The 13,931-nt window shown below is 70.0% G+C and carries 11 protein-coding genes and 1 tRNA gene; 5 read left to right on the top strand and 7 right to left on the bottom strand.

Annotated features, from left to right (window positions below):
* Window positions 1–213 precede the first annotated feature (213 nt).
* The 3 genes from ABZT17_RS03345 to ABZT17_RS03335 are packed head-to-tail and all read right to left on the bottom strand — an operon-like array spanning window position 214 to window position 3,361.
* Window positions 214–1,053, bottom strand: a complete 840-nt coding sequence (locus ABZT17_RS03345) for a carbohydrate ABC transporter permease (protein WP_356343090.1) — start codon at window positions 1,051–1,053, stop codon at window positions 214–216.
* Window positions 1,050–1,982 (bottom strand): sugar ABC transporter permease, encoded by a 933-nt coding sequence (locus ABZT17_RS03340; RefSeq protein WP_356343088.1) that lies wholly within the window; start codon window positions 1,980–1,982, stop codon window positions 1,050–1,052. Before ABZT17_RS03340 ends, ABZT17_RS03345 begins: the two co-directional genes overlap by 4 nt.
* 29 nt (window positions 1,983–2,011) lie before the next feature.
* A complete protein-coding gene (locus ABZT17_RS03335) occupies window positions 2,012–3,361 on the bottom strand; it encodes an extracellular solute-binding protein (RefSeq protein WP_356343085.1) in 1,350 nt (449 codons plus the stop codon).
* A 188-nt stretch (window positions 3,362–3,549) separates the two neighbouring features.
* Here ABZT17_RS03335 and ABZT17_RS03330 point away from each other — a divergent pair, with 188 nt between their 5' ends.
* From ABZT17_RS03330 to ABZT17_RS03320, 3 genes are all read left to right on the top strand, one after another.
* Window positions 3,550–5,229, top strand: a complete 1,680-nt coding sequence (locus ABZT17_RS03330) for an ROK family protein (RefSeq protein WP_356343083.1) — start codon at window positions 3,550–3,552, stop codon at window positions 5,227–5,229.
* Between the two features lie 434 nt (window positions 5,230–5,663).
* A complete protein-coding gene (locus ABZT17_RS03325) occupies window positions 5,664–7,040 on the top strand; it encodes an NAD(P)/FAD-dependent oxidoreductase (RefSeq protein WP_356343081.1) in 1,377 nt (458 codons plus the stop codon).
* Window positions 7,041–7,222: 182 nt separating this feature from the next.
* Window positions 7,223–8,515, top strand: a complete 1,293-nt coding sequence (locus ABZT17_RS03320; RefSeq protein WP_356343079.1) for a cyclopropane-fatty-acyl-phospholipid synthase family protein — start codon at window positions 7,223–7,225, stop codon at window positions 8,513–8,515.
* A gap of 50 nt (window positions 8,516–8,565) precedes the next feature.
* On the opposite strand, the gene ABZT17_RS03315 is transcribed toward ABZT17_RS03320, so the two are convergent.
* Complete coding sequence (locus ABZT17_RS03315; protein WP_356343077.1) at window positions 8,566–11,094, bottom strand: ABC transporter permease; 2,529 nt, start codon at window positions 11,092–11,094, stop codon at window positions 8,566–8,568.
* Window positions 11,094–11,897: an ABC transporter ATP-binding protein gene (locus ABZT17_RS03310; RefSeq protein ID WP_356343074.1), complete on the bottom strand. Its 804-nt coding sequence runs from the start codon at window positions 11,895–11,897 to the stop codon at window positions 11,094–11,096. Before ABZT17_RS03310 ends, ABZT17_RS03315 begins: the two co-directional genes overlap by 1 nt.
* Before the next feature lie 415 nt (window positions 11,898–12,312).
* Here ABZT17_RS03310 and ABZT17_RS03305 point away from each other — a divergent pair.
* Window positions 12,313–12,399 (top strand) — tRNA-Leu (locus tag ABZT17_RS03305).
* Window positions 12,400–12,435: 36 nt separating this feature from the next.
* Here the strand turns inward: ABZT17_RS03305 and ABZT17_RS03300 are convergent.
* Window positions 12,436–12,696, bottom strand: coding sequence for a hypothetical protein (locus ABZT17_RS03300; RefSeq protein WP_356343072.1), 261 nt, complete (start codon window positions 12,694–12,696; stop codon window positions 12,436–12,438).
* 172 nt (window positions 12,697–12,868) lie between these two features.
* Complete coding sequence (locus ABZT17_RS03295; protein ID WP_356343070.1) at window positions 12,869–13,267, bottom strand: helix-turn-helix transcriptional regulator; 399 nt, start codon at window positions 13,265–13,267, stop codon at window positions 12,869–12,871.
* A gap of 233 nt (window positions 13,268–13,500) precedes the next feature.
* On the opposite strand from ABZT17_RS03295, the gene ABZT17_RS03290 reads away from it, so the two are divergent.
* Window positions 13,501–13,716 (top strand): hypothetical protein, encoded by a 216-nt coding sequence (locus ABZT17_RS03290; protein ID WP_356343067.1) that lies wholly within the window; start codon window positions 13,501–13,503, stop codon window positions 13,714–13,716.
* Window positions 13,717–13,931: the final 215 nt, after the last annotated feature.

Genomic DNA, 13,931 nt, shown 5'->3' with positions numbered 1-13,931 from the left:
TGCGGTGGGCCTCCTAGGGCCTGTGTGGGGTTGTGATCTGGATCAGGGAGCGGGGCGTGGTGCGTGCGATCGCAAGGCGCCGGAAGGCCCTCGATGGGGGTCCCCCCGCTGGAGCGAAGCCGGAAGTGGGGGAGGAGCTACTAGGGCATTTCGGCAACGCGGCGAGCGTGCGTGCCACGCCCCGCGAGCCCAGATCGCAACTCCACACAGGCCCTAGCCCTTGAGCGCGCCGCTGAGCACGCCGTTGATGAAGTGCCGCTGGAAGAAGAGGTAGACCACGACGACCGGCGCGATCACGATGAGCGTGGCCGCGGCGAGCAGCGGTACGTCGACGTCGTACTGGCCGGTGAAGAAGCCGAGGCCGGCCGGTGCGGTGCGTCTGCTCGGGTCCTGGACGAGGATCAGCGGCAGCAGGAACTGGTTCCAGCTCCACACGAAGTACAGGACGCCGAGGGTGGTGACGGCCGGCCGGGAACTCGGCATCAGCACCCGCCACAGCGTCGTCCAGGACGAGGCCCCGTCCAGCCGGGCGGCCTCGACGAGACTGCGCGGCACGGTCGCGAAGTGCGCCCGCATCCAGAACACGCCGAACGGCATGAAGGCGGCGATCTCCGCGAGCGCGAGGCCGGGCACGGTGTTGGTCAGCCCGAGCGCCCGGAGGTCGTAGTAGAGCGGGATGACGGTGACCTCGGTCGGGATGGCGAGGCCGAGCAGCAGATAGCCGTACAGCTTCCCGCCGCCCGGGACGTCCATGGTGGCCAGCGCGTACCCGGCGAGCGTGGCGCACAGCACCGCCGCCGGGACCACGGCGAGCGCGATCACCGCGCTGGACAGCAGCAGCGGCCCGAACCCGGCCCGTGACCAGGCGTGCGCGAAGTTCTCCGGATGGATCCCGTGCGTGGGCAGGGCGAGCCCGGTCAGCGGTGTCCCGGAGGGCTGCACCGAGGCCAGCAGCAGCGACAGGAACGGGACGAGTACGGCGGCGCAGAACACCGCCAGCACGGCGGGCGCGGCGAGCCCCCGCCCGGCGGTCCGGGGCGCGGGCGTCGTCATGGGGCCTCCCTGGCGAGGCGGTTGATGACGAGGACGGCGACGGAGATGACCGCCGTGAGCACCACCGCGAGCGCGGCGGCCAGTCCCACCTGGCCGCCGCCGAAGGCGAGCCGGTAGATGAGGATGCCGGGCACCACGGTGCTGTTGCCCGGTCCGCCGCCGGTGGTGATGTAGATCAGGTCGAAGCTGGACAGGGCGGCGATCACGGTGATGGACAGCGCCACCGCGATCTCCGGCCGCAGCAGGGGCACGGTCACCGACCAGAACTCCCGCAGCGGGCCGGCGCCGTCCATCCGCGCCGCCTCGTAGATCTCCTGGTCGATGCGCTGGGTGCCGGACAGGAACAGCACCATGCACAACCCGGCCACCACCCAGGTGCCGACCAGTCCGACGGCCGGCAGCGACCAGGTGAAGCTGCCGAGCCAGGAGTCCGTGAGGCGGCCGAGTCCGACGGCGCGCAGCGCCTGGTTGAGGGTGCCGTCCTCGGCGTACACCCAGCGCCAGATGATGGCGACCGCGACGAGCGGGACGACCTGGGGCAGGAACAGCAGCGTCCGTACGACGGTGATGCCGCGTCGGCGGGACCGCCGGGCGACCAGGGCCGCCGCCACCAGACCGAGAGTGATCGGCAGCACGGAGAAGAAGACGATCAGTGCTCCCGCGTGCCAGGCCGCCGCCCGCAGTTGGGGATCGTCGAAGACCTGCCGGTAGTTGGCGAGCCCGGCGAAGGACGGCAGGGTCACCCCGTCCCAGTCGAACAGCGACAGATAGGCGGTGTGCAGGGCGGGCAGCACGGCGAACAGGGTGTACGGCAGCAGGGCGGGCAGCACGTACAGCAGCGCCACGGCCCGCCGTCGGCGTCGGCGCGGGCGAGCGGCCCCGCCCGGACGGCCGGCGGCGGCCGTGACCCGGCTCCGGTCGGCCGTCACGGGCGGGGGACGGTGCGCGGCGACGGCCTTCACGCGTGGTACCGGTCGAAGTCGGCCTGGAGGTTGGCGAGGAACTTCTCGACGGTGACCTTCGAACCGGCCAACAGCTGGAGCTGGGTGGTGAGGGTGTCCGGCATCGTCGGCGTGGAGGCGTTCTGGATGAACGGCTCCAGACCGGCGTCCTTGACGATGGCCTGCCAGCCGGTGCTCACATCGCCCAGCAGGCCGCTCTGCTGCGGCATGGAGGAGGCGTCGGGGGCCATGAACCCGGACTTGGCGATGAGGGGCGCGGCCTCGGCGCTCGCGCAGAAGGCGAGGAAGGCGGCGGCCGTGGCCGCGTTCTTCGACCTGCTGGAGACGCAGTAGTACACGCCCGCGCCCGTGGTGTGCAGGGTGCCGCCCTTGTCGGCGGGCGGGGCGTTGAACAGGCCCGCGTCGTCGCCGAGGCCCTTGGCGACCGCGGCCGCGGCCCAGTTGCCGCTGATCCGGAAGACGCCGGTGCCCTTGGCGAAGGCGGCGGTGGCGTCGTTGTCGGCGACACCGTTGACCTTCGGCGTCACATAGCCCTTGTCCACCCAGCGCTTGAGCGTGGCGGCGGCGGTGACCGCCTCGGCGCCGGTGATCCTGGCGCCCTTGTGGCCGAACGCCCAGGCCTCCCGGTCGGCGGGCCTCATGTGGACGGACAGCAGGACGTTGAAGGGGTGGTTGAGACCGCCGTCGAGGTTGCCCGCCACCAGCGCGGTCTCGCCCGCCGCCTTGGCCTTGGCGAACATCGCCTCCAACTCGCCGACGGTGGCGGGCGGGACGGTGATTCCGAGCTTCCTCGCCTTGGCCCTGTTGTAGTAGACACCTTCGAACGACAGCCCGCCGGGCACGCCGTACAGTGCACCGGTGCCGGTGGTCCGCCCGTCGGAACTGAAGGTGATCTGGTCCAGGCCGGGGAACTTCTCCGCCCAGCCGTACGCCGTGCCGTACGCGCCGAGGTCCAGCAGCAGCCGGCCCTTGACGAGGTTGTTCATGCCGGACACGAACTGGGCGATGTCCGGGGCGCTGTCGGCCGACATGGTGGTGTTGATGCTCTTGAGGTAGTCGTCCCAGCCCGTGTACTGGCGCTTGAAGGTGACGTTCGGGTGCTTGGCGCGGAAGGCGGCGAGCAGTTGCGGGGTCATGGTGGTGTCGTCCGCGTCCGCGACCACGAGAGTGATCTTCCTGTCGGCCGGGACGGCTGTGGAGACGGGCCCGGACCCGCTCTTGGCGGTGGACCCCGTGGCCCCCGGGGTGAGGGAACTGCCGCACGCGGCCAGTACCGAGGATCCGGCGGCGGCGAGGAAGACGCGTCTGGGGAGGTGGAGGGAGCGGGGGAGGCGGCTGTCGTTCATGGCGCTGGCTCCTGTGGCGAGGGTGAGGCGAGGCTGAGGCGAGGCAGGGGAGAGGGAGAGGTGCCGGGCTTTGGTGGGGGCCGGTCCGGAGCGATGCCGTGGGGATGTGCCGTGGGGTTTAATAAAGCAGTTGCGTTTTATAATCGGCAGGGTGCCGGTGGGCGTCAAGACTTTCCGAGGAGGTGGCGGTGACGGTTGCGGAGCCGGAGAGGGTCCTCTGGCCGCTGAACGGGGCCGGGGCGCCGGTCGCGCCGAGTGCGCCGGCGGTGGTGGGCGTGGCGGATCTGCGGGCGACGAACGCGGCGGCCGTACTGGCCGTCGTGCGGTCCGCCGACCCGCACCCACGGCTGTCCGAGCTGGTCAAGGCCACGAGTCTGTCCCGCCCGACGGTGGAGGCGATCGCCGAGGAACTGGCCGACTGCGGTTTGATCGAGGTCGCGCCCGCGCTGTCCGCCCGGGGCCAACGCTCTCCGGGCCGTCCCGCCCGCCGCTTCCGCTTCCGTCCGCACGCGGGCTTCGTCGTGGGTGTGGACGTCCGCCCCCGCTCGGTCACCGCCCGCCTCGCCGACCTGGACGGCGAGCCGGTCGCCGCGCACCGTCTGACGGTCCACGCGGACATCTCGGGCCGGGCCCGTGCGCAGGCCGTCGTCTCGGCGATCCGTGCCGCCATGACCGAGGCCGACGTGGACACGCCCCACATCTGGGCGGCCACCATCGGCACCCCCGGCCTCGTCGACCGCTCCAACACCCGAGTCCGCCAGGCCGACAACCTCCGCACCTGGTCCGACACCGACATCGTCGGCATCCTCCGCGAGGAACTGCACTGCCCGGTAGCCGTCGAAAACGACGCCAACCTCGCGGCGCTGGGCGAACAGTGGCACGGAGGGGGCAAGGGCTCCGCCGAGCAGCGCCTGACTGAGTCGGGGTCCGCCGAGCGGCCCCTCACCGAGCAGGGGTCCGCCGAACAGCACCTCACCGGGCCGGGGTCCGCTGAGTCGGGGTCTGTCGAGCCGGGGTCTGCTGAGCGGGCCCTTGCTGAGTCGGGGTCTGTCGAGTCGAGGTCCGCCGAGCTGCCCCTCACCGGGCCGGGGTCCGCCGAACAGCGCCTCACCGGGCCGGGGTCTGCTGAGTCGGGCTCTGTCGAGCCGGGGTCTGCTGAGCGGGTCCTTGTCGAGTCGGGGTCTACCGAGTCGAGGTCTGATGGGCCGTCTCTCGCCGAGTCGGGGTCTGCCGAGCGGCGCCTGACTGAGCCGGGGGCCGCCGAGCCGTCCCCCGCTGACCCGCCCCCCGACGCCCTCACCGACGGAAAGACCGGCGAGATGCTGTTTGTCCTCCTCGGTGAACGCCTCGGCGCCGGTGTCATCACCGGCGGCAGACTCCTGCGCGGCCACCACGGAGCGGCCGGGGAGATCGGGTTCATCCACTTCCCGGACCCCTCCGCCACCCCGAACGACCCCGCCCCCGCCTCGACCCCCACTTCCACCCCCACCCCCGGTCTGCAGCCCCTGGCGGACTCCGTGATTTCGGGAGTGGGGGTGGGGGATCCCGGGGCGGTTCTTGCTGTGGAGGGTTATGGGCGGCGGCTGGCCGCCGGGCTTGCTCCCGTGCTGCTGGCTCTCGATCCGGCCCTGGTCGTTCTGGGTACCGGGCGGTTCAGGACGCCCGACACGACCGCCGCCGCCGAGCTCCTGCTGAACGCCGCCCGTGACCATGCCGCGCGGCTCCTGGTCGATCCCCCGAGCTGGCGGCTCTCCAGCCTCGGTGACGACGCGGTTCTCACCGGCGCGGTCCGGTTCGCCCTCTCCTCCGTGGAGGTCGTGCTGCACACCCGGCCGACGAGCCTCATGGCGCGGGTGCGAGGGGTTTAGTTACTATCCAGTAGCTCTCGGACGAGCAGGTCGGAGAGCGTATGAGCGTCAATGAGGGGCCCTGGTGGGCCCCTCATTGACGTGTCGTCGGAAAAGTTCGTGAAGTTCTTCACAAGGAATTCCGTCCCCTGGAACCACAAAAAGTGTCCCGTTGGCCCTTCCGGGGGCCGAACGGCCCCTTGAACGCGTTCAGAAGTGTGCTATGACGAGTCTCGCGGAGGGTGTCGGGGGAGGGTGTTCCGCGGTGCTCACGGCACTTCCCGAAGGCCAGAGAGGCAGCTCACGCGGCATTGACAACGGGTCGTACCGGACCCGGTTTCCGGGTGATCCACATGGCCTGGATCATGCGGGTCGCGGAGGATAACACACCCCCTGTCGGAGCTTGTGAAGGGGCGCACGAGCGACCCCCCTGAGGCGGGTGGATACTCGATGGCATGAGCACCACGGAGCGTCCCAGGATCCTCGTAGTAGGCGGTGGGTACGTAGGCCTGTACGCAGCTCGGCGCATCCTCAAGAAGATGCGCTACGGCGAGGCGACCGTCACGGTCGTCGACCCCCGGTCGTACATGACCTACCAGCCCTTCCTCCCCGAAACCGCCGCCGGAAACATCTCCCCGCGCCATGTCGTCGTACCGCTGCGACGTGTGCTGCCGAAGGCGGAGGTGCTCACCGGCCGGGTCACCACCATCGACCAGGACCGCAAGGTCGCCACGATCGCCCCGCTGGTCGGCGAGGCGTACGAGCTGCCCTTCGACTACCTGGTGATCGCGCTCGGCGCGGTCTCCCGCACCTTCCCGATCCCCGGCCTCGCCGAGCAGGGCATCGGCATGAAGGGCATCGAGGAGGCCATCGGCCTGCGCAACCACGTGCTGGAGCAGCTGGACAAGGCCGACTCCACCACCGACGAGGAGATCCGCCGCAAGGCGCTCACCTTCGTCTTCGTCGGCGGCGGCTTCGCCGGCGCCGAGACCATCGGTGAGGTCGAGGACCTGGCCCGCGACGCGGCCAAGTACTACACCAACGTGTCCCGTGAGGACATGCGGTTCATCCTCGTCGACGCCGCGGACAAGATCCTGCCCGAGGTCGGCCCCAAGCTCGGCCAGTACGGCAAGGAGCACCTGGAGAGCCGCGGTGTGGAGATCTACCTCTCCACCTCCATGGACTCCTGCGTCGACGGGCATGTCGTCCTCAAGAACGGCCTTGAGGTCGACTCCAACACCGTCGTCTGGACCGCCGGCGTGAAGCCGAACCCGGCTCTCGCCCGCTACGGTCTGCCCCTCGGCCCCCGCGGCCACGTCGACTGCGCGCCGACCCTCCAGGTCCAGGGCACCGACTACATCTGGGCCGCCGGCGACAACGCCCAGGTCCCGGACCTCGTCGGCCGCAAGGCCGGCAACGAGAACGCCTGGTGCCCGCCGAACGCCCAGCACGCGCTGCGCCAGGCCAAGGTCCTCGGCGACAACGTGATCTCCGGTATGCGGGGCTTCCCGCAGAAGGACTACTCGCACGCCAACAAGGGCGCGGTGGCCGGGCTCGGCCTCCACAAGGGCGTCGCGATGATCGTCATGGGCAAGATGAAGATCAAGGTCAAGGGCCGTCTCGCCTGGTACATGCACCGCGGCTACCACGGTCTGGCCATGCCGACCTGGAACCGCAAGGTCCGCGTCTTCGCCGACTGGACCCTCGGCATGTTCCTCAAGCGCGAGGTCGTCTCCCTCGGCGCGATGGAGCACCCGCGCGAGGAGTTCTACGAGGCCGCCCGCCCGGTGCCGGCCGCCGAGCCGAAGAAGACCGAGGCGAAGGCCTCCTGACCGGGACCGGTCGCTGAACGAACCGAAGGGCCTTCCGCCATCCGTGGTGCGGGAGGTCCTTCGGCGTTCCCGAGGGGCCGCCGCCCCCGGAGTGAGCCGTGGGGGACATGGGACTTACTCCCGTCGTGCCGTTGTTTACCCGGGTGGACAATTCCGGGATCCTCGTCACGGAGGTGTGTGTCATGGCAGATGCCGCGCTGCGGCTGAAGGGGCTGCTGGAACAGTTGCTGGGAGCCCCGCTCCCGGTACGGATCCGGGCCTGGGACGGCTCGCAGGCGGGCCCGCCCGGGGCACCCACCCTGTTCGTGCGGAACCGGCGCGCGGTGCGCCGACTGCTGTGGAAACCCGGTGAGCTGGGCCTGGCGCGCGCCTGGGTCGCCGGCGACCTGGACATCGAGGGCGACTTCTACGGCGCCCTGGACCTGCTCTCCGGGCTGGTGTGGGAGAGCGGGGAAGGCGGTCGTACGAACCTTCAGATCCTGCGGGACCCGCAGGCGCGTGCCGCGGTCCTGGGGCTCGTCCGCCTCGGTGGGCCGGGCCTGCCCCCGTCCCCGCCCCGCGAGGAGATCCGCCGGCCCCGCCGCGGACTGCACTCCCGGCGCAGCGACAAGCGCGCCGTCAGCCACCACTACGACGTCGGCAACGACTTCTACGAGATCGTCCTCGGGCCGTCGATGGTCTACTCGTGCGCGTACTGGCCGGGACCGGACGCCACGCTGGAGACCGCCCAGCACGACAAGCTCGACCTGGTCTGCCGCAAGCTCGACCTCCGGGAAGGGCAGCGGCTGCTCGACGTCGGCTGCGGCTGGGGCTCGATGGCGGTCCACGCCGCCCGCGAGTACGGCGTGCGGGTCGTCGGCATCACCCTCTCCCAGGAGCAGGCGGCCTACGCCCGCAAGCGCGTCGCCGACGAGGGGCTCACCGACCGGATCGAGATCCGCGTACAGGACTACCGGGACGTGACCGACGGGCCGTACGACGCCATCTCCTCCATCGGGATGGCCGAGCACGTCGGCGCGGAGAAGTACCTGGAGTACGCCGAGGCCCTGTACGGGCTCCTCGCGCCCGGCGGGCGGCTGCTCAACCACCAGATCGCCCGGCGCCCGCTGCTCGACGAGACGTCGTACGACCTCGACGGGTTCATCGACGCGTATGTGTTCCCGGACGGTGAGCTCGCGCCCGTCGGCACCACCGTCACCCAGCTCGAACGCGCCGGGTTCGAGGTCCGGGACGTCGAGTCGATCCGTGAGCACTACGCGCTCACCCTGCGCCAGTGGGTCGCGAACCTGGAGCGGCAGTGGGAGCGCGCCGCCCGGCTCGCCGGGCCCGGCCGGGCCCGCGTCTGGCGGCTCTACATGGCCGCCTGCGCCCTCGGCTTCGAGCGCAACCACCTCGGCGTCAACCAGGTCCTGGCGGTCAGGACACCCGAATCCGGCACCTCCGGAATGCCGTTGCGCGCGCGCACCTGGAACTGAGCGGGGAGAAGGGGCCCGTCGAGTGCCGGCGGGCCCCTTCTCCCTTGCGGCTACTGCGACTTGATGGCCGCCAGCATGTTGAGGCGGGCGGCGCGGCGGGCCGGCCAGAGGGCGGCCAGGACACCGACCGCCGCCGCCAGGAGCAGGAAGACCCCCAACCTGGCCCAGGGCAGGACCAGTTCGTACGTCGGCATCTTCGTGCCCAGCAGTTCGCCCGCCGCCCAGCCGAAGAAGACGCCCAGACCGATGCCGAGCACTCCGCCGAACAGGGAGATGACGAGGGACTCCAGGCGGACCATGCGCTTGACGGCCTTGCGGTCGAGGCCGATCGCACGGAGCATGCCGATCTCCTGGGAGCGCTCGAAGACCGACATCGCGAGGGTGTTGATGACCCCGAGGACCGCGACGATCACGGCCATGGCGAGCAGGCCGTAGACCATGTTGAGGACCAGGGTGAAGGACTTCGCGATGCTGTTGGAGAGGTCCTGCTTGTCCTGGACCTTGATGGCCGGGTTGGTGCCGAGGGCCTTCTCCAGCCTGTCCTTCGTCGAACTCGACGCCCCGCCCGCCGTCTTGACCAGGACCTGCATGTCGGCCGGGTCGCGCTGGTGGGGGGTGAGGGTGGTGTCGTCGAGGAGGATGCCCCGGATCAGCTGGTTGCCCTCGTAGACGCCGGAGACCGTCAGCCGGGACGACTTTCCGTCCTCGTAGTGTGCGGTGAAGGCGGAACCGGCCCGCCAGCCGTGGGACTTGGCGGTGTCCTTGTCCACGACGACCCGTGTGCCGTCCACCTCGAAGCTGCCGCCCGTCACCTTCAGGTCGGTGAGCTGGCCGATCGCCGCGCCGTTCACGCCCGTCAGGTACTCGGTCGTGCCGTCGACCCGGGAAGGGGCGTTGCGCAGGGGGCTGGTGGCGGTGACGCCGGAGGTCGAGGCCAGCTTCCTGCCGACGTTCGGTGAGAGCTCGTTGCCGTTCGCCATGGAGACCACGTAGTCGGCCCTGATCGACGAACTGGCCATCCTGTCGATGGACTTCTGCAGGCTGCCCGCCATCACCGTCATACCGGTGATCAGGGTGAGGCCGATCATCAGCGCGGAGGCGGTGGCGGCCGTACGGCGCGGGTTGCGGACCGAGTTCTGGCGCGCGAGCTTGCCCGAGACGCCGAAGATCCTCAAGGCCGGGGCGGCCGCCGCGATCAGCGGGCGGGAGAGCAGCGGGGTGAGGATGAAGACGCCGATGATCAGGAGGACCGCGCCGATGCCCAGGGGGGCCTGGCCGTCCGAGCCGTTCATCGTCGTGGCCGCCAGGACCACCGCGACACCGGCGGCGCCGAACAGGGCGCCCAGCGTGTTGCGCAGGACCAGCGACTTGGTCGTCGCCTTCGCGTGGACGCTGCTCATCGCGGCGACCGGTGGGATCCTGGCGGCCCTGCGGCCCGGCAGCCAGGCCGCCAGCATGGTGATGACGACGCCGACCGCGAGGGCGCTCGCGACCGTGCCGGGCGAGATGACCAGGGGGCCGTCCGGGACCGTGGCGCCGAGGGTGTTCATCAGGGCGCGCAGGCCCGCGCCGATGCCGATGCCCGCGACCAGGCCGGTGATCCCGGCGACCGCGCCGACCACGAACGCCTCGATCAGCACGGACCGGGTGACCTGGCGGCGGGAGGCGCCGACCGCGCGCAGCAGCGCCAGCTCCCTGGTGCGCTGGGCGACCAGCATGGTGAAGGTGTTGGCGATGATGAAGGTGCCGACGAAGAGCGCGATGCCGGCGAAGACCAGCAGGCCCTGCTTCAGCCCGGACATCGACGAGGAGATCAACTGCGCCTGGTCGTCGGCGAGTTGTGTGCCGGTCGTGGTCTCGACGAGCTTGCTGCCCAGCGCCTTGTCCAGGCCGGCCTTGAGCGCAGTCTGGGAGGTGCCGGAGGCCGCCTTGACGTCTATCTCGTCGTAGGTGCCCGGCTTGCCGAACAGCCGCTGGGCGGTGGCGGTGTCGAAGAGGGCCAGGCTGCCGCCGGCCGCCACATTGCCGTCGTCGGTGGTGAAGACGCCGGTGACGGTGGGCTTCAGGACCGGCCCGTCGACGGAGATGCGGATCGTGTCGCCGACCTTGTAGCCGGCCCGCTCGGCGGTCTTCGAGTCGATCGCGACCTGGTCCCTGCCGTGCGGTGCGCTGCCCGAACTCAGCGGGTAGCGCGGGTCCTTGTCGCCCCAGTAGTTGCCGCCCTCGGACTGGAAGCCGCCGCCGATGAGCTTGCCGTTCTTGTCGGCGATGGCCGTGAAGCCGTTCACGACACCGATGGCGTCGGCCGCTCCCGGTACACCGGCGCTGGTGTCGAGCGTGGACTGGGTCAGATCGGGGGCCTTGCCGACCTTGTCGTCCTCGCTGTCCTGGTACTTGGCCCGCACGGCCACGTCGACCTGGTCGAAGCCCTTGGCGGAGCTCTTCTGGAAGGCGTCGGAGATGGTGTTGGTGAAGACCAGGGTCCCGGAGACGAACGCGACGCCGAGCATGACGGCGAGCACGGTCATCAGCAGCCTGGCCTTGTGCGCGAGTACGTTGCGCAGGGCGGTCCGGAACATCAGACGGTACGGCCCTTCGCGTCGAACTCGGGGGTCTGGGGGTTCCCCCCAGGAAGGAGGCGCATGAAGTCGAGGACGTTCTCCGCGGTGGGGCGGTACATCTCGTCGACGATCCCGCCGTCCGCGAGGAACACCACCCGGTCCGCGTACGCCGCCGCCACCGGGTCGTGGGTCACCATGACCACGGTCTGGCCCAACTCCCGTACGGAGTTGCGCAGAAAGCCCAGCACCTCGGCGCCGGAGCGGGAGTCGAGGTTTCCGGTCGGCTCGTCGCCGAAGATGATGTCGGGCCGGGAGGCGAGGGCACGGGCGACCGCGACGCGCTGCTGCTGGCCGCCGGAGAGCTGGGCGGGGCGGTGAGCGAGGCGGTCGCGCAGGCCCACCATGTCGATCACCTTGTCCAGCCACTGCCTGTCCGGCTTGCGGCCCGCGATGTCCATCGGGAGCGTGATGTTCTCCAGGGCCGTCAGGGTCGGCAGCAGGTTGAACGCCTGGAAGATGAAGCCGATCTTGTCCCGGCGCAACTTGGTGAGCTGCTTGTCCTTCAGCGAGCCCAGTTCGGTCTCGCCGATGCGCACCGAGCCCGAGGAGAAGGTGTCGAGGCCGGCCACACAGTGCATCAGCGTGGACTTGCCCGAACCTGAAGGGCCCATGATCGCGGTGAACTCGGCCTGCCGGAAGTCGACGGAGACCCGGTCCAGGGCGACCACCCGGGTCTCGCCCTGTCCGTAGATCTTCGAGAGATCCGTGGCACGTGCTGCCACGGTCGCGGTGGACCGGTCGGCGACTGGTGTGGTGGTCACGGGAAGGGGCTCCTCGCGGTACGACGGCTTGAAGGGGTCGTGTTCCATCGTGGTCGCCGTCGAAGCGTGTGTAGTCAGCCGCAGTCCCGGTTCCGAGGGGCGACTCGGGTCGGACCCGGTGCCGGAGCGTCATACCTGGGGATGACGGGGAGCCCTGAGGGCCGGAGCGCGGCAAGCGCTTGTGCCGACGCTCGTCGAGAACCGGTGGAGCACCCTCGTTCGGGCGGTGAAATTCCGTCATTCCGCATACGTGGCTGAGTGTCAGGCGCAAGGCTATTGGCAAGTGCGGATGGCGCGTTCCATGTGCTGATGCACCCTCAGACGTCAATAAAATAAGACAACATCGGGTCCGTGGTTCGGCTGTTCGAGGGAAGCATCCCGATAGGGTCGAACCTCGACGCGGAGCCCATGGCCTGCCCGGATGGTGGAATGCAGACACGGCGAGCTTAAACCTCGCTGCCCCTTCGCGGGCGTGCCGGTTCAAGTCCGGCTCCGGGCACCACCGCGCCCATGGGACGGAGCGTTCCGTGGCGAGCCGTCACCCTTCGTACACGGTGAGGACGGCGCCGTCGACCTCGATCCGGCGCCCCGCTCTCATCCCGTTGCCGCGCAGTTTCTCCAGACAGCTGTGGAACAGCTCCAGCTCGTCGGCGTCCAGGATCGCGGCGGCCAGGTCCACGAGTTCGGCCACCGCCCTCTCGGTGAGCACCTCGGGCAGCTCACCGGAGAGCAGGACGACCGACTCCCCGGCGGGCCCGCGGACCACAGCCGTGGCCGGACCACCGTGCACGAACAACACATTGCCCACGTTCCCCCCAGCGGCCCGGGGTCGTGCGGCTCTCGCTCCTCGGGCAGGACGAGAGACTAGCGGGGGATCTCGGCGGTTTCGGGCGAGTTGAATTCTTTTTCCGAGTTGACGGAAGACGGCGCTTCCATGGGCGTTCGCGGACCCGGGCGGGAGCCGGTGACGGTCATTTGTCCGTCGTACGGGGGGTCGAGCGATCGAGCAGGGACTCCACCAGAGCGGCGACATGACGGCGGTCGTCGGACGACAGCTTCTGGACGCTCGCGATGAGCAGGTCGACCTCGGGGTCGGGGGCGGTGGAGTCCGGGCCGGCCGCCTCGGGGGAGCCGTAGACATGGATGCCGCAGGCCTCGGCGGCGGCGCGGCGGACGGTGTCCAACGGGAGCTCCAGGCCCTTGGACAGTCCCTCCAGGGTGCCCGACTGGGGCATCCGGACGACGCGTTCGGTGGTGGCCAGGTGGTGGACCGTGGAGCGGGGGATGCCGCCGCGGCGCGCCACATCGCCGTAGGACCAGCCCTTGCGGTCGAGGCGCTCACGGATCAACTGCTGCAGTGCGTTGGCCACGGGCGGGTCACTTCCTGCTGGCTGCGACGGCATGTCTCTCCTTGTCGGGGCCGATTCTACGGTCGCCCTCCCCAACCGCCGAAAGGGTGATTTCCCGAAGGGGTTGCGCGGCGGTCCCGGAAGGGCCTAGTGTCCAATCTCGTTGGACAGCTCGTCCGACCAGATTGGACAGAGTCCGGGGGGAACTGGACTGTGTCTGATCGGAACTGCCCATCCCTGAGGGGGAACTGATCATGATGGACGCCCACGAGCTTGAGGCCGAGTCCGCGGAGCTGCTGCCGGGTCGCGAGGCCCTGGGTCGGCTGAAGTTCAGCTTCGGCAAGACGGTGAACGTCACCAAGCACGTCGCCAACATCTCGGCGCACAACGAGTCCGCGGCCGTCAACGACCACTCCTCGTGGTCCGTGGCCGACTCCGGTGCCGGCCAGAACATCACCGTCCAGCAGTAACGCTCGCGGTCCGCCTCGAAACACACCTCAAACAGACTGAGAAGTTCAGAAGGGATATCCGTCATGAGCATGGACATGAACGAGCTGGAGACCGAGTCCGCGGAACTGCTGCCGGGCCGTGAGGCCCTGGGTCGGCTGAAGTTCAGCTTCGGCAAGACGGTGAACGTCACCAAGCACGTCGCCAACATCTCGGCGCACAACGAGTCCGCGGCCGT

This window comes from Streptomyces sp. NPDC005648 (genome assembly GCF_040605395.1).
GTDB lineage: Bacteria > Actinomycetota > Actinomycetes > Streptomycetales > Streptomycetaceae > Streptomyces.
Note: the sequence above shows the minus strand (reverse complement) of the source record. Positions and strands in the feature narration are given on the sequence as shown.

What these genes read in the sequence shown, in the direction of transcription:
- ABZT17_RS03320 (WP_356343079.1), top strand. Translation starts at nt 7,223, where the DNA reads ATGGCAGATGCCGCGCTGCGGCTGAAGGGGCTGCTGGAACAGTTGCTG.
- ABZT17_RS03345 (WP_356343090.1), bottom strand. Translation starts at nt 1,053, where the DNA reads ATGACGACGCCCGCGCCCCGGACCGCCGGGCGGGGGCTCGCCGCGCCC.
- ABZT17_RS03335 (WP_356343085.1), bottom strand. Translation starts at nt 3,361, where the DNA reads ATGAACGACAGCCGCCTCCCCCGCTCCCTCCACCTCCCCAGACGCGTC.
- ABZT17_RS03325 (WP_356343081.1), top strand. Translation starts at nt 5,664, where the DNA reads ATGAGCACCACGGAGCGTCCCAGGATCCTCGTAGTAGGCGGTGGGTAC.
- ABZT17_RS03290 (WP_356343067.1), top strand. Translation starts at nt 13,501, where the DNA reads ATGATGGACGCCCACGAGCTTGAGGCCGAGTCCGCGGAGCTGCTGCCG.
- ABZT17_RS03315 (WP_356343077.1), bottom strand. Translation starts at nt 11,094, where the DNA reads ATGTTCCGGACCGCCCTGCGCAACGTACTCGCGCACAAGGCCAGGCTG.